Source organism: Achromobacter sp. Bel, assembly GCF_012928505.1.
Classification (GTDB): domain Bacteria; phylum Pseudomonadota; class Gammaproteobacteria; order Burkholderiales; family Burkholderiaceae_B; genus Achromobacter.
Genome location: NZ_JABBJN010000047.1, coordinates 1 through 19,176 on the forward strand (window position 1 = coordinate 1; position 19,176 = coordinate 19,176).

A 19,176-nucleotide genomic window follows, 5' to 3' on the forward strand; every position below is an offset into this window, starting at 1 on the left:
GTCGCGTCCACGCCCGGGGATGCGGCCGCGCGCCCTTCCGCCCGGACCGTGCCCACCGTCATGTGCCATTTGCCGCCATAGCCGGGCTCGCGCCGCACGTCGAAACCCGCATCCTGCAGCGCCTGCCGCAACTCGCCCGTGCAGGCCCAGGTCGCCACCGTTGCCCCGGGCGCGGCCAGGGCGGCAAGGTCCCGCAACAACGCCGGCGCCCACATCCGGGGATTGCGATCCGGCGCAAAACCGGCCAGGAAAAAGGCGTCGACCCGAGCGCTCAGACGCGGCGCCAGCACCTGCGCATCACCGAAGCCCAGCGTCAATGTCACGGCGCCGTTTTCGAATTCCAGGCGATGCAGCCCCGGCAACAGCGTCGGCCATTGCGCGGCGAGACGCTGCGCCAACGCCGCGAACGGCGTGGCCGCCTCGCGCGCCAGCAAGGCGGACAGATCCTCTTTCGTGAACGGATGCGCTTCCATCGACACCACGTGCAGCGTGGCGGGCCGCTGCGGATCGTCGCGCCAGGCCTTCCATAGCACCAGGAAATTCAGGCCCAGGCCAAACCCCGTTTCACAGACGGTGAACCGCGTGCGGCCGCGCCAGCGGTCGGGCAGGCCGTTGCCGTGCAGGAACACGTGCTCCGCCTGCCCCGTCGCGCCCGCCGGCGAATGATAGACATCCCCATACACGGGGCTGTACAGCTTTCCGTCGGCGTCGAAACCGACCGCTGCGGGCGTCAAGGGAACATAGGGCGCGGACATGGAATCCTGGAAAAACAATCAAGGTTGAGATAAAGGCGAATTATCGAACGTCTGCCGCGCAGGCGTTGGATGGACACCACGGGAAGCCCGTGTTTCAAGCCCTTGCCTCAAATTTGACGCATACATGGGCTTACACTGGTTTACATGGATACCTATGATCAGCCCCGTTCGCAGGCTTCGCCCATAGACCTGTGCGCCGCGATCGACGCGGCCGTCACTGCGGCTCATGGCGGTGCAGCCATCCTGCAATCCTACGCGCATCACCGCGCCGATCTCGTGATCGACCGCAAGGCGCGCAACGATCTCGTGTCCCAGGCGGACCGCGAAGCCGAGGCCGTCATTATTCAGGAACTGCAGGCCCGCACACCCAAGTTCGGCATCGTGGCCGAAGAGACCGGCGGCAAGCCCAAGGGCATTGCCACCTGGTATATCGACCCCCTGGACGGCACCACCAATTTCCTGCACGACATACCGCACTACGCCGTGTCCATCGCGCTGATCGCCCACGCGGGCACCGCGGTCTCGGCCACCGAAACGCTCACGGAAGACACGCCCGTGATCGGCGTGGTGTACGACCCCAACCGCGAAGAGCTGTTCACCGCCGTGTACGGCATCGGCGCCTGGCTGAACGGTCGCCGCATCAAATGCTCGCGCACGCAGACGATCGAAGACGCAGTGCTGGCGACGGGATTTCCGTTCCGCGACTTCTCTTTTGCCGGGCAGTACATGCCCATGCTGAACGACGCCATCAAGCGCGCGCGCGGCGTGCGCCGCATGGGCGCGGCCGCGCTGGACCTGGCGTGGACGGCCTGCGGGCGCTACGACGGTTATTGGGAAATGGGCCTGGCGCCCTGGGACGTGGCCGCCGGCACGCTGATCCTGCGCGAAGCGGGCGGCGCGTGCTCGGACATGCACAAGCTGGATCCGTGGCCGATCGGTGGGCGCGTCGTGGCGGGCAACCCCGCCATCGAACGCGCCTTGCACGAGATGATCGCGCCCCACCTCGCCAATCCCGGCTAAGCCGGGTTTACGCGGTGGCCTTGCCCGTGGACGCAGCGGCCGGCGCATCGGGCCGCAGTTCGCGGCGCAGGATCTTGCCCACGTTGCTCTTGGGCAGTTCATCGCGGAATTCCACGAAGCGCGGGCGCTTGTAGCCCGTCAGCTTTTCCCGGCACCAGTCCTGCACTTGCGCCTCGGTCAATGACGGATCGCTCTTCACCACGAACACCTTGACGGCTTCGCCCGAGTGTTCGTCCGGCACGCCGATGGCCGCGCACTCCAGCACGCCCGGCAGTTGCGCCACCACCGCCTCGACCTCGTTCGGATAGACCTTGAAGCCGGACACCGCGATCATGTCTTTCTTGCGGTCCACGATGCGCGTGTAGCCCTGCTCGTCCATGATGCCGATGTCGCCCGTGCGGAAGAACCCATCGGCCGTCATGGACTGCCTCGTTTCCTCGGGCTTTTGCCAATACCCCAGCATGACCTGCGGCCCGCGAATGCCCACTTCGCCGCGCTCGCCCAGCGGCACTTCGTGGCCGGCGTCGTCAAGGATGGCCACGTCGGTGGACGGCAGCGGCAAGCCGATGGAACCCGAATACGCCGTGGCGTTGGTGGGGTTCACCGTGGCGACGGGCGAGGTCTCGGACAAGCCGTAGCCTTCGATCAGCGGCCGGCCGGTAATCTTCAGCCAGCGTTCGGCCACCGGTTGCTGCACGGCCATGCCGCCGCCCAGCGTCAGCCGCAAGGCCGAGAAATCCAGCTTCGCGAAATCGGGGTTGTGCGCCAGCGCGTTGAACAGCGTATTGACGCCCGGGAACAGATTGACCGGCACCTTGCGCCATGCGTTGATCAGCGAAGGCTGGTCGCGCGGGTTGATGATGAGCACGTTGCGCATGCCCGCGTGCAGGCCGTACAGGCCACACACCGTCATCGCGAAGACGTGGTACAGCGGCAGCGCGCTGATGATGGTCAACTGGCTATTGGCCAGGTCATGCACCACGGGCTGCGCCACCGCCTCCGTCTGCAGCACGTTGGCCGTCAGGTTGCGGTGCGACAGCATGGCGCCCTTGGGCACGCCAGTGGTGCCGCCGGTGTATTGCAGCACCGCCACGTCGTCCATCGTCAACGTGGGCGGCGTAAACGGCAGGCCCGCGCCTTCGCCCAGCACCTTCGGCAGCATGCGCGCGCCGTCGATGCGCCAGGCCGGCACGATCTTCTTGATATGGCGGGCGGCGAAATTGACGATCGGCGCTTTCAGGCCGCCCAGCAGGTCGCCCGGCCCGGTCACCACGATATGCTTGAGCTGCCCGCGGTTCTTCACCGCCTGCAGCGTGTGCGCGAAGTTTTCCAGGATCAGGATGACGGACGCACCGCTGTCCTGAAGCTGGCGCTCAAGCTCGTCGGCCGTATAGAGCGGGTTCACGTTTACCACGACAAGCCCGGCACGCAACGTGCCCAGCATGCCGACCAGATACGCCGGCACGTTCGGCATCATCAGCGCCACCCGGGCGCCCTTGGGCAGCCCCAGGCTTTGCAGCCAGCCCGAGAACGCGCGCGCATGCCGGTCCAGCTGCGCATAGGTGATATCGCTGCCCATCGCCGTGCAGGCGATGCGCGATGCGTATTGCTTGCAGGCCCGGTCCAGCAAGTCAGCCAGAGAGGAATAACCCTCAGTGGAGATCTCTGCCGGCACCCCCTGCGGGTAATGGGCAAGCCACGGACGCGTCATGGTAGTTGTCTCCATTAAATAGATTTTTGATTGATGATAACCTTGTTGCGTTCCCTTATTCCGCCTGACTTCCCCCATGAAACTGCTCGAACCCATCGTCGCCTGGCATCACGATATCTCCAAGATCCGACGCGACATCCACGCGCATCCCGAATTGGCCTTCCAAGAATTCCGCACCGCCGACGTGGTGGCGGCCAAGCTTGAAGAATGGGGCATCGAAGTCGACCGCGGATTGGGCGGCACGGGCGTCGTCGGCATCATCCGCGGCAACCAGCCCGGCGACCGCGCCGTGGGCCTGCGCGCCGACATGGACGCGCTGCCCATGCAAGAGGTCAACACCTTCGCGCACGCCAGCAAGAACGAAGGCAAGATGCACGCGTGCGGCCATGACGGCCACACCGCCATGTTGCTGGCCGCGGCACAATACCTCGCGCAACACCGTGATTACGCGGGCATCGTGTACGTGATCTTCCAGCCCGCCGAGGAAGGCGGCGGCGGCGCCAAGCGCATGATCGACGACGGCCTGTTCAAGCGTTTCCCGATGGAAGCGGTGTTCGGCATGCACAACTGGCCCGGCATGAAGCCCGGCCAGTTCGGCTTGACGCCCGGCCCCATCATGGCCTCCAGCAACGAGTTCTCGATCGTGGTCAAGGGCAAGGGCACGCACGCCGGCATGCCGAACCTGGGCATCGATCCGGTCATGGCCGCGGTGCAGTTGGCGCAATCGCTGCAGACCATCATCACGCGCAACCGCAATCCACTGGATGCCGCCGTGCTCAGCATCACGCAGATCCACGCGGGCAGCGCCGACAACGTCGTGCCCAACCATGCGGAATTGCGCGGCACCGTGCGCACGTTCACGCTGGACGTGCTGGACCTGATCGAACGCCGTATGGAAGAGATCACGCGCCACACCTGCGCGGCCATGGACTGTGAGGTGGAATTCACGTTCCAGCGCAACTATCCGCCCACCATCAACCACGCCGAAGAAGCCGCGTTCTGTGCCGACGTGCTGCGCGACATCGTGGGCGAGGCCAACGTCAACGACCACGTGCAACCCACGATGGGCGCGGAAGACTTCGCGTTCATGCTGCAGGAACTGCCCGGCTGCTACGTCTGGATCGGCAACGGCACGGGCGACCACCGCGACAGCGGCCACGGCCTGGGCCCCTGCATGCTGCACAACGGCAGCTACGACTTCAATGACGAATTGCTGCCCCTGGGCGGCACGTACTGGGTCCAACTGGCGCTCAAGCGCCTGGCCAAGGCCTGAGCCCTACCCGCCGTCCGCCGCCCCGACCGCCAGGCACATCGCCAAGAAACGGCCCGTGGCGCGGGCGGCGGCGTCCGCATGCGGCACCAGGATGCTCAGCGTGCGCGTCAGCGGTTTGGGCAACAGGCGCAACGCCGCCAATGCCCCGTCTTCGTGCCGCATCGACATGACGGACACGAATCCCACCCCCAGTCCGGCGCGCACGGCCTGCTTCACGCCTTCGACACCCGCCAGTTCCAGCCCTACAGACGGCGCCAGTCCCGCATCCGCGAACGCGCGCTCGACCAGCCGGCGCACGCCCGAGCCGGGTTCGCGCATGATCAGCGGGGACGCGGCCAGATCCCGCAAGGTCACCGCCCCCTTGCCCGCCAGTGCGTGGTCGGCCCGAACAATCGCCACGACTTCGTCTTGCCGCCAGGCATGCACCGCAGTGTCCGCCGGCAACCCGGCGGGCACGTCCCCTTCGATGAAAGCCAGGTCCAGCGCGGGCAGCCGTTCGACGATTTCCCGCGTGTTGCCGTCGGACAGGTGCAGGCTGACCGCCGGGAAGGCATGGCGGAAATCCGCCACCAGGCGCGGTAGCAGGTAGCTGGCGGGGGTGGTGCTGGCGCCCAGGCGCAGCGCGCCCGTTTCCAACCCGCGCCAGGTTTCGCGCACCGCCTGCGCCTGCCGGTACACCTGCCGCAGTTGCCGTGCCTGTTCAGCCAGGCGCTCGCCGGCTTCGGTGAGCGCGATGCCGTGGCCGCTGCGGCGGTACAGCGGTTCGCCGAACCATTCCTGCAGCATGCGCAACTGCCCCGACACGGCGGGTTGGGACAAATGCAGCACCAGGGCCGCGCGGCTGATGTTGCCTGTATCGGCGACGCAAGCGAAAGTCAGTAGCTGATCCGGTGTCATGACGGCATTATTATCGGAATTTCTGATATTACATATTAGAAATAGAGATTTTTCAAATAATAGGCCGGGATCTAATATTTCGTGAAGTTATTTAGATATGCCCCAAGGGCCAGTCATGAGCACCTCTTCCAGCACCACCGCCCCCCTCCCGGCCACCGCCGCCTCCGCGCCGGCAGCCCCTTGCGCCGCATCGCCGGCCGCCACCGCTTCGGCCAGCACCACGCCTTGGCGCGACAAGCTCAACGGCGTGCTGTTCGTCGGCCTGATGGCGGGTGCGGTAATGCAGCTGGCCGACCTGCCCGCCATTCGCCAACTGGGCTTTTCCCCGCTGGTCGTGGGCATTGTCTGCGGCATGCTGTACGGCAACTTCCTGCGCGGCACGATGCCGGCCGATTGGGGCGTGGGCGTGAATTTCACCGCGCGGCGCCTGCTTCGCATCGCGGTGGCCTTTTATGGATTGAACATCAGCATCCAGCAGATCGCGGCCGTAGGGCTGCCCGGACTGGCTGTCTCGGTCGCCGTCGTGCTGGGCACCTTGCTGATCGGCACCGTCGTGGGGCAGCGCATGCTGGGCCTGGACCGCGACACCGCCATGCTGACGGCCGCCGGCAGCGCGATCTGCGGCGCGGCCGCCGTGCTGGCGTTCGAACCCACGCTGCGGGCCGCCCCGCACAAGAGCGCCGTCGCCGTCGCGACCGTGGTGCTGTTCGGCACCCTGTCCATGTTCCTGTACCCCATCCTCTACCATGCAGGCTGGCTTGATTTCGATACCCAGGCGCTTGGCATCTACATCGGCGGCACGATCCATGAAGTGGCGCAGGTCGTGGGCGCCGCCAGCAACATCGATCCTGCCACCACCGAAGTCGCCACCATCGTCAAGATGACTCGCGTGGCGCTGCTGGTGCCGGTCCTGCTTGTCCTGGGCATGTATCTGCGCAGCGCGGCCAGCCAGGCCGGCGGCCAGGCCAAAGGCGCCAAACTGCCGATTCCCTGGTTCGCCGTCGGCTTCCTGGTGCTGGCCATCATCAATTCGCTGAACATCATTCCGCCGGACGCCATCGCCGCCGTCCGCCGCCTGGACGTCTTCGCGCTGACCATGGCCATGACGGCGCTAGGCATCGAAACCCGCTTTGCCCAGATCAAGAAAGCCGGCCCCCGCGTGATGGCCCTGGGCCTTATCCTGTACGCGTGGCTGTTGGTTGGCGGCTACGGTATCGTGAAGTTGGCGACCTGATCGCCGGCCCGTCGCGGCAATGCGCCGCGGCGGGCTCCCCCGCGCACGCCGCTGTCTCGTTTTTCCTGCATAATCGGCTGGTTCCCTTGCTTTGGAGTCGGCCGCATGACCTCCAGCACCAAAACCCCGTTTACGACTCTGCCCGCCCATCGCGACCCGGTATTGCGCGTCATGCCGATGCCGGCGGATGCGAACATCCACGGGGACGTCTTTGGCGGCTGGATCATGGCCCAGGTCGACATCGCCGGATCGATCCCCGCAGCCCGCCGCGCGGCAGGCCGCGTGGCTACCGTCGCGGTCAATGCCTTCCAGTTCAAAGAGCCCGTGTTCGTGGGCGACCTCCTCAGCTTCTACGCATCCATCGCCAAGACCGGCACGACGTCGGTCACGGTGTCGGTCGAGGTCTATGCCGAACGCCAGCGCCTGGACGCCGAAGTCGTCAAGGTCACCGAGGCCACGCTGACCTACGTCGCCACCGACGAAGCGCGGCGCAGCCGCCCCCTTCCCACTCTTTGAGCTGTAACGCATGACGCAGTCCGCCGCCGCGCAGAAACCGCCCGCGACGCCCCGCCGCCTCGACCCGGAAGACGCCCAGACCGCCTTGGCCGAAGTGCAGGAACGCCTGCGCCGCCAGCAATTGGTGGCCGACCTGGTGCATCGCCAGGAAGAAGGCGACGCCAAGGCCACCCTGGTCGAAGACCTGGTGCACCGCCAGCACGAGGCGGAACTCAAGACGCTGCTTGACGGCCTGCACCCGGCCGACATCGCCTTCATCCTGGAATCGCTGCCCAAGGACGAACGCCAGGCCATCTGGAAGCTGGTCAGCCCCGAGCACGACGCGGACGTGCTGCTGGAAGTCGAAGACTGGGTGCGGGAATCGCTGATCGAAGCGATGGACCGCCAGGACCTGGTCGCCGCCACCGGCAACATGGACGCCGACGAACTGGCCGACCTGGCGCCCGACCTGCCGCCCGACGTGGTGGCCGAAGTGCAAAAGGGCCTGACCGAAGAAGAACGCGCGCAGTTGCTGGAAGCCATGGGCTATCCAGAAGACAGCGTGGGCGCGATCATGGACTTCGAAATGGTCCGGGTGCGCGAGGACGTCACGCTGGAAGTGGTACTGCGCTATTTGCGGCGCCTGCACGAACTGCCCGACCACACCGACCAGATCTTCGTGGTGGACCGCCAGGACAAGCTGCAAGGCATCCTGCCGCTGTCCCGCCTTCTGGTCAGTGAACCCGAAACCGAAGTGCACGCCGTCATGAATTCGGATTTCCTGGCGCTGAACCCGCTGGATTCCGACGCCGACGCCGCCGGCGCATTCGAACGCTATGACCTGGTGTCCGCCCCCGTCATGGACGACCAGGGCCGCCTGATCGGCCGCGTCACCATCGCCGACGTCGTGGACGTGATGCGCGAAGACTCGCAGGAACAGGCGCTGTCGCGCGCCGGCCTGCAAGAAGAAGACATCTTCGCGCCGGTCAGCACTGCCTTGCGCAACCGCGCGCCCTGGCTGCTGCTCAACCTCTGTACCGCCGCCACGGCCTCGTTCGTGGCTTCCCAGTTCGAAGGCACGGTCAGCCACATTGTGATCCTGGCCTTCCTGATGTCGATCGTCGCCGGCATCGGCGGCAACTCGGGCAACCAGACCATGACGCTCATCATCCGGGCGCTGGCCATGGGCCGGATCACCGGGCGCAACCTGTGGCAACTGGTCAAGCGCGAACTCTTCGTGACCCTGCTGGTGGGGCTATGCGGCAGCCTGGTGGCCGCCCTGTTCGCCTGGGTGATCTCCCGTTCGGTCTCGATCGCGCTGGTCATGATGGCGGCGATGGTCTGCAACATGCTGGTCGGCGCCTCGGTCGGCGTGCTGGTGCCGATGGTGCGCGCCCGCTTCGGCAAGGATCCGGCAATGGGTTCGTCGGTGCTGTTGACCTTCGCCACCGACTCGCTGGGCTTCTTCATTTTCCTGGGCCTGGCCACGTTCTTCCTGCTGTAGCCTCGCAGCAACAGTCACGCACTGTCTTGCTTGCCCGTCTTCGCAGGCAAACAAGGTAAAAGCCGCGCAATGACAGCCAAGTGACAGGGAAAATGATGCTGACTCCATGTAAAGTCATGGAACTGTCATCTTTTTCCCTTAGTACCCGCAATGACCGCCAAACTCCGGGCAGCGCTCCTTTTCGTGCTGCTCTCGACTTTCGCCGCCACCGCCCAAGCTTGTGAAGACCTGCCCTCGTGGGCGAAGTCGGCCTGCAACCGTCTGGACCAGATCTGGACCGAAGGCGGCCACGACCTCTACGTGACCGGCTACTCGTGGCACAACCGCGCCACCTACAGCCGAGAGAAAATCAACAGCTTCAACGAACTTGCCTGGGGCGGCGGCTACGGCCGTAGCATCTACGACGAAGACGGGGACTGGCAGGGCCTGTACGCCATGGCCTTCCTGGATTCGCACAGCAAGGTCGAACCCATCGCCGGCTACGGTTTCCTGAAGATCGGACAGGTCAGCGAGAACTTCCGGCTGGGCGCGGGCTACACCGTCTTCCTGACGGCGCGCCACGACATCATGAGCTACGTGCCGTTCCCGGGGATCCTGCCGCTGGTGGGCGCCGGCTACAAGGACGCCATGCTCTACGCGACCTACATCCCCGGCTCGTCCGGCGCGGGCAACGTGCTGTTCGTCTTCGGCCGCTGGCACTTCTAGCGCGCGGCCACCGCTTAAAAGGCCTGGCCCAACTTGCGGACCAGGTCCCCCAGGCGCCAATCATCGATGCCATGGGCGCGCAGCGCGCGCTCGGTTTCCACCACGTAGTCCAGGCAGGGCCCGGATTGGCCAACGGCATTGCGCACCGACGCCAACAGGCGGTCGTCGCTCAAGTCAGCCGCGTACTCCTGGCAGGCGCGGTTCAGCAGGAAAACCAATCCCTGCACGGGCGCGGCCTCGGTGTGGCAGGTCAGCCAACGGGGGGTATAGGCGCCGGTCACCATTTCACGGCGCCACAGCGCCTGGAATACCGTCGGCACATCGCACGCCGCGATCAGGAACGCCACGCCGCGGCAGCATCCGCCGCGGTTCAGCCCGAACACCAGGCCGGGGTTGTCCGGCGACCCGCGGTGGTCGTGCGACCACAAGCAGAGCGACCGGTGATAACCGCGCACGGTCGCCAGACGGCGCTCGCGCCACGCAAACCCGGGATGCCAGATCAGGGATCCGTAGGCGAACACCCACAGGTCGTCCACGCCGTTCCATCCGGCCAGCAGGTCGTCCACCGATAGCGCTTGCCGCGTTTTTGCCAGACCGGCACAGCCGGCGGGTACTGCGAACGACATAGGGTCCTCTGATATCCCGATTCATTCCCTAGCAGGAATGAGCGATATCCTACGCCGACCGCCACGCAAAAGAATTGCGAGATTGGGCCTTCGCAACACGCCGAAAGAAATTTGCATCCGCCGCAGCCCGCGCACGCGGAAAAAAAATTGCGCGCCGGCGGCTAGACCGCGTCCAGCGGCAATTCCGTGGTGCTTTTGATGATTTCCATCGAGAAGCTGGCGCTGACGTCCAGCAAGTCCACCGCGCCGATCAGACGACGGTAGAAGCGGTCGTAAGCCGCCATATCCTCGACCACGACTTTCAGCAGGTAATCGATATCGCCCGCCATGCGGTGGAATTCCACCACATTGGGCAGCGCCATGACGGCGTTGATCAGGCTCTGCGTCCATTTCTCGTTGTGCTGGCTGGTCTTGATGGACACGAACACCGTCAGGTTCAAACCCAGCGCGCGCGGGTCCAGCAGGATGGCATTGCGGGCGATGACGCCGTCGTCCTTCAGCTTCTGGATGCGGCGCCAGCAGGGTGTCACGGACAGGTTCACCTGCTCGGCGATCTCAGCGACCGAACAGGTGGCGTCCTTTTGCAGCAACGCCAATATCTTGATGTCGGTCTGGTCCATGATGTCCTCAACACGGTGGGTGCCAATCTTGCCTGCTGCGCCAGCCGGCGTCCAGCCAGGCGCCTGCGCGGATGGCCCAAGTGGGCCCGAGCGGGCCGTAGCGGGCCTAGTACGTGCCCGGATAGCCCCCGCCATCGATCAGGAGGCTCTGCGCCGTCATGTAGCCGGAATGCGCGGAACAGAGATAGGCGCACAACGCCCCGATCTCTTCGGGCTGCCCGTAGCGCCCCGCCGGATTCGCGCGGCCACGCTCGTCCCAGAGCTGGTCGAACGTCTTGCCGCCGGACTGCTCCACCATGCCCTGGATATGCCGGACCTGTGCATCCGTGGCGAAGGCGCCCGGCAGCAGGTTGTTGATCGTGACGTTGTGCCGCACGGTCTGGCGCGCCAGACCGCCCACGAAGCCGATCAGGCCCGACCGCGCGCCGTTGGACAAGCCCAATTCGGCATGCGGCGCCTTCACGCTGCGCGACACGATGTTCACGATACGGCCGAAGCGCCGTTCGATCATGCCGTCGACCACGCGCCGGATCATGTCGATCGGCCCCAACATCATGGCATCCAGCGACGCGATCCAGTCCTCGCGCGTCCAGTCCCGAAAGTCTCCGGGCAAGGGGCCGTCGGCGTTGTTGATCAGGATGTCCGGATGGGGGCAGGCGGCGATCGCCGCATCCCGGCCTTGCGGCTGGGTCAGGTCGGCCGACACCCAGCCCACCCCGATCCCGGTTTCCCGCGAGATTTCGGCGGCGGCCTGCTCCAGCGTTTGGGGGTTGCGCGCTGCGATCGTGACCGCCGCCCCTTCGCGCGCCAGCTGCAGTGCGCACGCCCGGCCCATGCCGCGGCTGCCGCCAAAGACCAATGCCGTTTTGCCGCTGATCCCCAGGTCCATGCTATCGCTCCCGTTGCGCGCCGCGCCGCTGGCTTGGACCGCGACGCCGAAGCGCACCAGTATAGGAGCGCCCGCCGCGCTTCGGAATTGAATTTTTGGCTCTGCCCATCCTGCGACGCCAAAGACCATGGCGAAAAAAAGGGCCCCGAAGGGCCCTTTGCGATGCGCTTTCGATCAACCCATCCACTGGCTGACCGGTGCCGCCGCGTCTTGCAGGGGCTGCGCCACCACGTCGATCAGGGCGGGGCCGTCATGCTCCATGGCGGCCTTGATGGCGGCGTCCAGCTTCGCCGGATCTTCCACGCGCCAGGCCTTCACGCCATAGGCTTCGGCAATGCGGGCATGGTCGGTGCGGTTGAAGTCCACGCTGTAGTAGCGCTGGTCGTAGCCTGCCTTCTGGCTGGCCTTGATCCAACCGTAGACCGAATTCGAAAACACGATCATCAACAGCGGCGCCTTGTGCCGCACGATGGTTTCCAGCTCGCCCACCGTAAAGCCGAAGCTGCCGTCGCCCATCACCGACACACACTTGGACTGCGGCCGGCCGACCCACGCGCCCAGCGCGGCCGACATCGAAAAGCCCAATGCGCCGTGTGCGCGGTTGGTGATGAAATGGCGGCCAGGGCGGGACACGTCGTAATACGCCGAGAAGTACGGGCAAGGCGTGCCGGGATCCGCGCAGACCACCGCATCGTCAGGCAGCAGGCGGTTCAGCGACTGCACGACGCGCTCGGGGCGGATTGGCGCATCCAGGCTGTTGGCCAACGGTTCCAGCTGCGCCAGGCGGGCGGCCTTGGCGCGGCCGGCCAGCACCGCGCCGTCCACGGCGTCGGAATTCCGGTGCGCCAGACGGGCTTGCACCTCGGCGCCCAGCGCTTCCAGCGCCAGCTTGGCGTCGCCCACCAGACCGACTTCGGTCAGGTAGTTGGCGCCGATCACCATGGGATCGATATCGATGTGCAGGATGGGCACGTCGCGGTTCGGGAAGCGCCAGTGCTCGGTCGACGTCGACCCGGCGCGGCAGCCCACGAAGAGCACCACGTCGGCCGCGGCCACCACGTCGCGCGTGGCCATCACGCCGCCGTTGGAGCCCACCACGCCGGCATTCAGCGGATGCGTGTCGGCCAGGCTGCCCTGCCCGCTGACCGTCACGCAGACCGCCGCTTTCAGCGTTTCCGCCAGGGTCTGCAAGGCGCCGCAGGCGCCAGCGATGACCACGCCGCCGCCGCAGATGATCACGGGCGCGCGTGCGCCGATCAAGCGCTGCGCGGCACGCGCCACATCCGCAGGGTCGGGCGCGAAGCGCATCGACGGGAACTGGCCGTGCTCGGGCTGCGCCCAGACATCGGACGCGTCCACTTGCTGCTTCATCACGTCATACGGAAAGCACAGGTGCGCCGAACCAGGCTTGCCGGTGGTCATGGCGCGGAATGCCGCACGCACCATACCCGGAATCTGATCCGCCCGGTCGATCGTACGGTTCCACTTCGTCAGCGGACGGTACATCGCTTCCTGGTCCAACTCCGTCAAGGGGTACTTGCCGCGAGAACCCACCGCCACGTCGGACGTGATGCCCAGTACGGGAATCGACGACTCGTTGGCTTCGACGAGACCTGGCAGCAGATAGGTGGCGCCGCCGCCGCTGGGGCCTTCGCATACGCCGACCTTGCCGGTGACGCGGGCATAGGCGTCGGCCATGTAGCCGGCGCTGCGCTCATCGCGCGTCAAAATGTGCTGCATGCCGTGGTCCAGGCGGTACAGCGCATCGTAGAACGGCAGGCTGGTGTCGCCGCACAGGCCAAAAATATGTTTGACGCCGTTGTGCTGCAACATCCGCACCATGGCTTCGGCGCCGGTCAGGTTTTCCATGTCATCTCCACGTGTATCGTGGACGGGACCGGGCGCTGAGCCGCCCGGCCGTCCGCCACTCAGTTATCCAGATTGATGTTGCTGCTCTTGATGAAGGCGCTCCAGCGGTCGTACTCCGACTTCACATACGCATCCAGCGCCGGGCCATCAGAGGCCACGATCTCAAAGCCCGCCTCGGTGACCTTCTTCTTGATTTCCGGGTCGGCCAGCACGGCCTTGAAATCCACGGTCAGCTTCTTCACCGTCGCGTCGGGCGTGCCCTTCGGCGCGAACATGCCGCTCCACGAATAGGCGACGAAACCCGGGAACCCGGACTCGGCCACCGTTGGCACATTGGGCAGTTCCGGCAGGCGCTTTTCACCCGCCACGGCCAGCGGCTTGATCTTGCCGGCCTGGATCTGGCCGCGCAGCGCCGCGAAACTCAGCCACGTCATGTTGGCCTGCCCGCCCACCACGGCCTGGATGGCCGGGCCACCACCGCCGTACGGCACATGCAGCAATTCCACTTTCGACAAGCGCTTGAGTTCTTCAGGCGCCAGGTGGTTCAGCGAACCGACGCCCGTGGACGCGTAATTGAATTTGTTCGGCGATTCTTTGGCGGCAGCCGCCAGGAACGCCTTCAGGTTATCCCCAGGCACGCTGGGGTTCGCGCCGATCACCAGCGGGAACCGCACGGTCTGCGAAATCGCCACGAAATCCTTGAAGGTGTCGTACGGCAGCTTGGACTTCACGGCGGGATTGATGCCATGGTTGTCGAAGCTGACCAGCAACGTGTTGCCGTCAGGTTCGGCGCGGGCCACAAAGGCTGTCGCGATCTGGCTGGCTGCGCCCGGGCGGTTTTCCACCACCACCGCGCGTCCGCCCAATTGCTGCGACAGGCGTGGCTGCAAGATTCGGGCCAGGATGTCCGTGCTGCCACCCGGCGGGTATGGCACCACCAGGATCAGTGGTCGTTCTTCGGCTGCGGCCGGCGCCGCGATCATGGCGCCCCCGGCCGCGGCTGTCGCGCATAGCGCCGCCAGTACCCGCTTCATCGTGTGAGTCATTGTTTTTCCCCTGTTGTCATGGTGTTGGCCGGCGCTGCCGTGGCGGGTTCGGCCTGGTCCCGCATGTAAATCGTTGAAAAACCTGTGCGTATCACGTCAGTGATCTGGTCCAGCCGGCGGCCAATATGCGTGCCCATCAATCCGGACAAAGCGTCGATGTCGCGCTGCTCCAGCGCCTGCACGATGCGCAGGTGCTCGCCCTGCGTATGGCTGCGACGGCCCTGCTGCATATCGATCCAGCGCACGAAATGGATGCGGGCGTTGACGCTTTCCAGCGCGCGCACGAATTCTTCATTGCGCGACAGGCGGGCCAGCTGCAGATGGAAGGCCTCGTCCAGTTCCAGCAGGCGCGTCGCGTCGCTGTCTTCGGGCACATCGCGGGACCGCTCGACGAATTGGCGCAGGCTGGCCAGTTCCTCATCGCTTGCACGCTCACACGCGGCGCGCACGATGCCGGCCTCCAGCACGGCGCGGTATTCGTACAGGCTATGGATCTGCTTGGCGTCCAACAGGCGGGCGATAAAGCCCCGGTTGACCGAGCGGGTCAGGAATCCTTCCACCATCAACTGGTTAAGCACCTCGCGCAGCGGCGTGCGGCTGACATTCAGGCGCCGCGCCAGCTCGACCTCGTTGATGCGTTCGCCCGGCTTGAATTCAAAGCGCACCGCCATGGCCTTCACCGCGCCGTACAGCTCGGCCTGGCCGGCGGACGTGCGGGCGGCAGGTCGGATAGCTGAAGGGGTTTGCGTCATGCCGCGGGACATTTTCCAGGGAACATGAAGTGCATACTAAAGTGCATACACTTTGCCCGACAACTCGGGTTTGCCCGGACGTGAGCCAGCAAACGCCCGCCCTCATTGCGAGAAGACAAGCCAAAGGAAAAATGAAAACGGGCCCCATCGGGCCCGGATGAACGCTGGATAAGCCGGGATGAATTACAGACCGGTATCCAGTGTGTAGTGCGCGCCGTCGCGGTTTTCCAGCGTCAGCGTAGTCAGCGTCGGCGTCGTGGCCGCGGCATCCTGCTGCACGTGGATGCGCAGATTGGCCAACGGCACATCCCAGCCACCGGTAGCGGATTCGGCCGCGACGTCGGCCACCAAGGCCAGGCGCTCAGCCACCGCCCGCGCATCCGCCGAACGGGCATCGATGCGCAGCAGGCTGCGCGCGCCATTGGGGTGCGCCATCAAATCGGGTGACCACACGCATTCGGGCGTTAAATGGCGGCAGAAATACATGCGGATACCGGGCAAGGGCTGCTCGGCAAAACGCACGGTATGGAAACGGGCCTGCACTTCCTGGCCGTCCAGCATGGCGGGACGCGTCAGTTCCTGCACGGGGTTCACGGCGAACCCCGCTGCCTTCAGCCGTTCGTAGGTGGCTTCGGCGTCATAGGTGCGGAACACCAGCGCTTCCAGCCCGAACGGCGAATCGGCGATTTCGCGGCGAGCAGGCGGCGCCCCCGGCGGCCAGCCCAGCAGTTCGACATACGTGCCTTCCAGCACGATCAGCCGATTGCACGACCCCAGGTTATGCACCGCCTTGTCGCTCAGGTGAAAGCCCTGGCGCTCGAAGTGCGGCGCCAGCGCATCCAGCCGGTCGCGCACCATGACGACGGCGTGGTCGAATTCGGTACGGCCGACGGAATGCAGCATGGCGTTATCCCCAGGTCAGACGAGCTTGCCGTGGCACTGCTTGTACTTCTTGCCGCTGCCGCACGGGCACGGGTCGTTGCGGCCGACCTTCGGCAACGCATTGCGCACCGGCTGCGCGCCCTCATCCGATTCAGACTGGGCCAGCGCTTCGTCGTAATCAGAGTGGTGGTATTGCACGTTCTGCACATGCGGCTGGGCAGCTTCGGCTTCAGCCTGCTCGACCTGTTCCGAGGACTGCACGCGCACCGTCATCAGCACGCGCACGACGTCGTCGCGAATGCGATCCAGCATGCCCGAGAACAGTTCGAAGGCTTCGCGCTTGTATTCCTGCTTGGGGTTCTTCTGCGCATAGCCGCGCAGATGGATGCCCTGACGCAGGTAATCCAGCGCCGACAGGTGTTCGCGCCAGTGCGTGTCGATCGCCTGCAGCATGATCGAACGCTCGAACTGCGACCACGATTCCGTGCCCACCTGATCGACCTTGGCCTGGTAGGCGTCGCGGGCGGCTGCCACCACGCGCTCGCGCAAGTCCTCGTCGGTCAGGCTGGCTTCTTTCTCCAGCATCTCGGTCAGCGGCAGATGCAGCTGCCAGTCCGCTTCCAGCGCCTTCTGCAGCGCCGGCACGTCCCACTGCTCTTCCACTGATTCCGGCGGCACGTAGGTGTTGAAGAGCTCAGTCACGGCGGCGTCGCGCAGGTTCTGCACGGTGGCGCCCACGCTGGCCGCTTCCAGCACGTCGTTGCGCTGGGAATACAGCACCTTGCGCTGGTCGTTGGCCACATCGTCGTACTCCAGCAATTGCTTGCGGATGTCGAAGTTGCGGCCTTCCACCTTGCGCTGCGCCGTCTCGATCGAACGCGTCACCATGCCCGCCTCGATCGGCTCGCCTTCCGGCAGCTTCAGGCGTTCCATGATGGCGCGCACGCGGTCGCCCGCGAAGATGCGCATCAGCGAATCTTCCAGCGACAGGTAGAAACGGGACGAGCCCGGATCGCCCTGGCGGCCGGCACGGCCACGCAGCTGGTTGTCGATACGGCGCGATTCGTGGCGCTCGGTGCCGATGATGCGCAGGCCGCCAGCGGCCTTGACCTGCTCGTTCAGCGGCTTCCACTCGGCACGCACCTTTTCGATGCGTGCGGCCTTTTCGGCTTCCGACAGCGATTCGTCGGCGCGGATCAGGTCGACCTGCTTGTCGACGCTGCCGCCCAGCACGATGTCAGTGCCGCGGCCTGCCATGTTGGTGGCGATGGTGATGTGGCCCGGCTTGCCGGCTTCGGCAACGATCTCGGCCTCGCGGGCGTGCTGCTTGGCGTTCAGCACTTCGTGCGGCAGCTTGGCCTTTGTCAGGAGGCCCGACAGCAGCTCGGAGTTTTCGATGCTGGTGGTGCCCACCAGCACGGGCTGGCCGCGCTCGTGGCAATCGCGGATGTCTTCAAGGATCGCGTTGTACTTTTCCGGATCGGTCTTGAAGACCTGATCGTTCTGGTCCTTGCGGATCATGGGCTTGTTGGTCGGGATGATGACCGTTTCAAGCCCGTAGATTTCCTGGAATTCGTACGCTTCCGTGTCGGCCGTGCCGGTCATGCCGGACAGCTTTTCATACATGCGGAAGTAATTCTGGAACGTGATGGACGCCAGCGTCTGGTTCTCGTGCTGGATCTTCACGCCTTCCTTGGCTTCGACGGCCTGGTGCAGGCCATCGGACCAGCGGCGGCCCACCATCAGGCGGCCCGTGAATTCGTCGACGATCACCACCTCGCCGTCCTGCACGACGTACTGCTGGTCGCGGAAGAACAGGTTGTTGGCGCGCAGAGCCACCATCAGGTGATGCATCAGCGCGATGTGGCGGGGGTCGTACAGCGACTCGCCTTCCGGCAGGATGCCCAGGCGGGCCAGGATGGCTTCGGCGTTTTCGTGCCCGGCTTCGGACAGGTAGACCTGCTGGCTCTTTTCGTCGACCCAGTAGTCGCCTTCGGGTTCCGGCTCCTGCGGCTTGGGCTCGCTGGCCATGCGCTTGAGCAGCGGCGGCACCGCGTTCATGCGGATGTAGAGCTCGGTGTGGTCTTCGGCCTGGCCGGAAATGATCAGCGGCGTGCGGGCTTCGTCGATCAGGATCGAGTCCACTTCGTCGACGATGGCGTAGAACAGCACGCGTTGGCGGCGGTCCTCAACACGGTATTCCATGTTGTCGCGCAGGTAATCGAAGCCGAATTCGTTATTGGTGCCGTACGTGATGTCGGCGGCGTAGGCGGCCTTCTTCTCGTCGTTGGGCTGCTGCGGCACCACCACGCCGGTGGTCATGCCCAGGAAGTGGTACAGGCGCCCCATCCATTCGGCGTCGCGGCGGGCCAGGTAATCGTTCACCGTCACCACGTGCACGCCCTTGCCGGCGACCGCATTCAGGTAGACGGGCAACGTGGCCATCAGCGTCTTGCCTTCCCCCGTGCGCATTTCGGCGATCTTGCCGCTGTGCAGCGCGATGCCGCCCAGCAGTTGGGAGTCGAAGTGGCGCATGCCGAACACCCGCTTGCCGGCTTCGCGCACAACGGCGAACGCTTCGGGCAAGAGGTCGTCCAGCGTGGTGCCCTGGGCGTATCGGGATCGGAATTCGTCAGTCTTGGCCGCCAGCTCCGCATCGGAAAGCGCGGAAATCTTGGGCTCCTGCCCATTGATCTGGGTTACCAGCTTGCGATACTGCTTAAGCAGCCGGTCGTTGCGGCTACCTATGAGTTTTTTGAGCAGAGAAACCATGCGTATGTCGGCCGCACGTGCCACGCCGCGCCTGCAAAGGGCCAGGGCAGCGTCACCCGTGACTTTGATGTTATTGGTTGAGCGGGGGTCCGCTGGGAAACGAACCAGTTTAACGCACCTGGAGCG

Annotated in this window: 17 protein-coding genes; 6 read left to right on the forward strand and 11 right to left on the reverse strand. The window is 65.3% G+C overall.

From position 1 onward, the window contains the following. Window positions 1-755: tRNA (5-methylaminomethyl-2-thiouridine)(34)-methyltransferase MnmD (mnmD, locus tag HG262_RS23505; protein WP_169273323.1), on the reverse strand; the 755-nt coding region annotated here is incomplete at its 3' end. Window positions 756-899: 144 nt separating this feature from the next. On the opposite strand from mnmD, the gene HG262_RS23510 reads away from it, so the two are divergent. Next, on the forward strand, window positions 900-1,775 hold the full coding sequence (locus HG262_RS23510; RefSeq protein WP_169273324.1) for an inositol monophosphatase family protein: 876 nt from the start codon (window positions 900-902) through the stop codon (window positions 1,773-1,775). Between the two features lie 7 nt (window positions 1,776-1,782). Here the strand turns inward: HG262_RS23510 and HG262_RS23515 are convergent, their stop codons facing one another. Continuing rightward, window positions 1,783-3,486, reverse strand: coding sequence for an AMP-binding protein (locus HG262_RS23515; protein WP_169273325.1), 1,704 nt, complete (start codon window positions 3,484-3,486; stop codon window positions 1,783-1,785). A gap of 76 nt (window positions 3,487-3,562) precedes the next feature. On the opposite strand from HG262_RS23515, the gene HG262_RS23520 reads away from it, so the two are divergent. Next, window positions 3,563-4,759 carry a M20 aminoacylase family protein gene (locus tag HG262_RS23520; RefSeq protein ID WP_169273326.1) on the forward strand — a complete coding sequence of 399 codons (1,197 nt, stop codon included), beginning with the start codon at window positions 3,563-3,565 and terminating at the stop codon, window positions 4,757-4,759. Between the two features lie 3 nt (window positions 4,760-4,762). Here HG262_RS23520 and HG262_RS23525 read toward each other — a convergent pair whose 3' ends face one another. After that, on the reverse strand, window positions 4,763-5,656 hold the full coding sequence (locus tag HG262_RS23525; RefSeq protein ID WP_169273327.1) for a LysR family transcriptional regulator: 894 nt from the start codon (window positions 5,654-5,656) through the stop codon (window positions 4,763-4,765). A 115-nt stretch (window positions 5,657-5,771) separates the two neighbouring features. Between HG262_RS23525 and HG262_RS23530 the strand changes: the two genes are divergently transcribed. From HG262_RS23530 to pagP, 4 genes are all read left to right on the forward strand, one after another. After that, window positions 5,772-6,890, forward strand: a complete 1,119-nt coding sequence (locus tag HG262_RS23530; RefSeq protein ID WP_211187738.1) for a YeiH family protein — start codon at window positions 5,772-5,774, stop codon at window positions 6,888-6,890. A 105-nt stretch (window positions 6,891-6,995) separates the two neighbouring features. After that, on the forward strand, window positions 6,996-7,406 hold the full coding sequence (locus tag HG262_RS23535) for an acyl-CoA thioesterase (RefSeq protein WP_105555505.1): 411 nt from the start codon (window positions 6,996-6,998) through the stop codon (window positions 7,404-7,406). 10 nt (window positions 7,407-7,416) lie between these two features. Beyond that, complete coding sequence (mgtE, locus tag HG262_RS23540; protein WP_169273328.1) at window positions 7,417-8,889, forward strand: magnesium transporter; 1,473 nt, start codon at window positions 7,417-7,419, stop codon at window positions 8,887-8,889. A gap of 150 nt (window positions 8,890-9,039) precedes the next feature. Continuing rightward, complete coding sequence (gene pagP, locus HG262_RS23545) at window positions 9,040-9,594, forward strand: lipid IV(A) palmitoyltransferase PagP (RefSeq protein WP_169273329.1); 555 nt, start codon at window positions 9,040-9,042, stop codon at window positions 9,592-9,594. Between the two features lie 14 nt (window positions 9,595-9,608). Here pagP and HG262_RS23550 read toward each other — a convergent pair whose 3' ends face one another. The 8 genes from HG262_RS23550 to secA all read right to left on the reverse strand — a co-directional run bounded on the left by HG262_RS23550 (window position 9,609) and on the right by secA (window position 19,050). After that, entirely contained in the window at window positions 9,609-10,220 is a 612-nt protein-coding gene (locus tag HG262_RS23550) for a gamma-glutamylcyclotransferase (protein WP_169273330.1), read from the reverse strand. Between the two features lie 161 nt (window positions 10,221-10,381). After that, entirely contained in the window at window positions 10,382-10,840 is a 459-nt protein-coding gene (locus tag HG262_RS23555; protein WP_006226278.1) for an Lrp/AsnC family transcriptional regulator, read from the reverse strand. Between the two features lie 106 nt (window positions 10,841-10,946). Next, complete coding sequence (locus tag HG262_RS23560) at window positions 10,947-11,729, reverse strand: SDR family oxidoreductase (protein WP_169273331.1); 783 nt, start codon at window positions 11,727-11,729, stop codon at window positions 10,947-10,949. A gap of 174 nt (window positions 11,730-11,903) precedes the next feature. Beyond that, entirely contained in the window at window positions 11,904-13,598 is a 1,695-nt protein-coding gene (locus HG262_RS23565; protein ID WP_169273332.1) for a thiamine pyrophosphate-binding protein, read from the reverse strand. 59 nt (window positions 13,599-13,657) lie between these two features. After that, the gene (locus HG262_RS23570; RefSeq protein ID WP_248293474.1) at window positions 13,658-14,632 is read right to left on the reverse strand and encodes a tripartite tricarboxylate transporter substrate binding protein; all 975 of its coding nucleotides are present in this window, start codon (window positions 14,630-14,632) and stop codon (window positions 13,658-13,660) included. An 8-nt stretch (window positions 14,633-14,640) separates the two neighbouring features. Continuing rightward, the gene (locus HG262_RS23575; protein ID WP_169273334.1) at window positions 14,641-15,396 is read right to left on the reverse strand and encodes a GntR family transcriptional regulator; all 756 of its coding nucleotides are present in this window, start codon (window positions 15,394-15,396) and stop codon (window positions 14,641-14,643) included. Between the two features lie 183 nt (window positions 15,397-15,579). Continuing rightward, window positions 15,580-16,299: a VOC family protein gene (locus tag HG262_RS23580; protein WP_169273335.1), complete on the reverse strand. Its 720-nt coding sequence runs from the start codon at window positions 16,297-16,299 to the stop codon at window positions 15,580-15,582. 15 nt (window positions 16,300-16,314) lie between these two features. Further along, window positions 16,315-19,050 carry a preprotein translocase subunit SecA gene (gene secA, locus HG262_RS23585; protein WP_169273336.1) on the reverse strand — a complete coding sequence of 912 codons (2,736 nt, stop codon included), beginning with the start codon at window positions 19,048-19,050 and terminating at the stop codon, window positions 16,315-16,317. Window positions 19,051-19,176: the final 126 nt, after the last annotated feature.

What these genes read in the sequence shown, in the direction of transcription:
- HG262_RS23510 (WP_169273324.1), top strand. Translation starts at nt 900, where the DNA reads ATGGATACCTATGATCAGCCCCGTTCGCAGGCTTCGCCCATAGACCTG.
- HG262_RS23515 (WP_169273325.1), bottom strand. Translation starts at nt 3,486, where the DNA reads ATGACGCGTCCGTGGCTTGCCCATTACCCGCAGGGGGTGCCGGCAGAG.
- HG262_RS23520 (WP_169273326.1), top strand. Translation starts at nt 3,563, where the DNA reads ATGAAACTGCTCGAACCCATCGTCGCCTGGCATCACGATATCTCCAAG.
- HG262_RS23525 (WP_169273327.1), bottom strand. Translation starts at nt 5,656, where the DNA reads ATGACACCGGATCAGCTACTGACTTTCGCTTGCGTCGCCGATACAGGC.
- HG262_RS23530 (WP_211187738.1), top strand. Translation starts at nt 5,772, where the DNA reads ATGAGCACCTCTTCCAGCACCACCGCCCCCCTCCCGGCCACCGCCGCC.
- HG262_RS23535 (WP_105555505.1), top strand. Translation starts at nt 6,996, where the DNA reads ATGACCTCCAGCACCAAAACCCCGTTTACGACTCTGCCCGCCCATCGC.
- mgtE (WP_169273328.1), top strand. Translation starts at nt 7,417, where the DNA reads ATGACGCAGTCCGCCGCCGCGCAGAAACCGCCCGCGACGCCCCGCCGC.
- pagP (WP_169273329.1), top strand. Translation starts at nt 9,040, where the DNA reads ATGACCGCCAAACTCCGGGCAGCGCTCCTTTTCGTGCTGCTCTCGACT.
- HG262_RS23550 (WP_169273330.1), bottom strand. Translation starts at nt 10,220, where the DNA reads ATGTCGTTCGCAGTACCCGCCGGCTGTGCCGGTCTGGCAAAAACGCGG.
- HG262_RS23555 (WP_006226278.1), bottom strand. Translation starts at nt 10,840, where the DNA reads ATGGACCAGACCGACATCAAGATATTGGCGTTGCTGCAAAAGGACGCC.
- HG262_RS23560 (WP_169273331.1), bottom strand. Translation starts at nt 11,729, where the DNA reads ATGGACCTGGGGATCAGCGGCAAAACGGCATTGGTCTTTGGCGGCAGC.
- HG262_RS23565 (WP_169273332.1), bottom strand. Translation starts at nt 13,598, where the DNA reads ATGGAAAACCTGACCGGCGCCGAAGCCATGGTGCGGATGTTGCAGCAC.
- HG262_RS23570 (WP_248293474.1), bottom strand. Translation starts at nt 14,632, where the DNA reads ATGAAGCGGGTACTGGCGGCGCTATGCGCGACAGCCGCGGCCGGGGGC.
- HG262_RS23575 (WP_169273334.1), bottom strand. Translation starts at nt 15,396, where the DNA reads ATGACGCAAACCCCTTCAGCTATCCGACCTGCCGCCCGCACGTCCGCC.
- HG262_RS23580 (WP_169273335.1), bottom strand. Translation starts at nt 16,299, where the DNA reads ATGCTGCATTCCGTCGGCCGTACCGAATTCGACCACGCCGTCGTCATG.
- secA (WP_169273336.1), bottom strand. Translation starts at nt 19,050, where the DNA reads ATGGTTTCTCTGCTCAAAAAACTCATAGGTAGCCGCAACGACCGGCTG.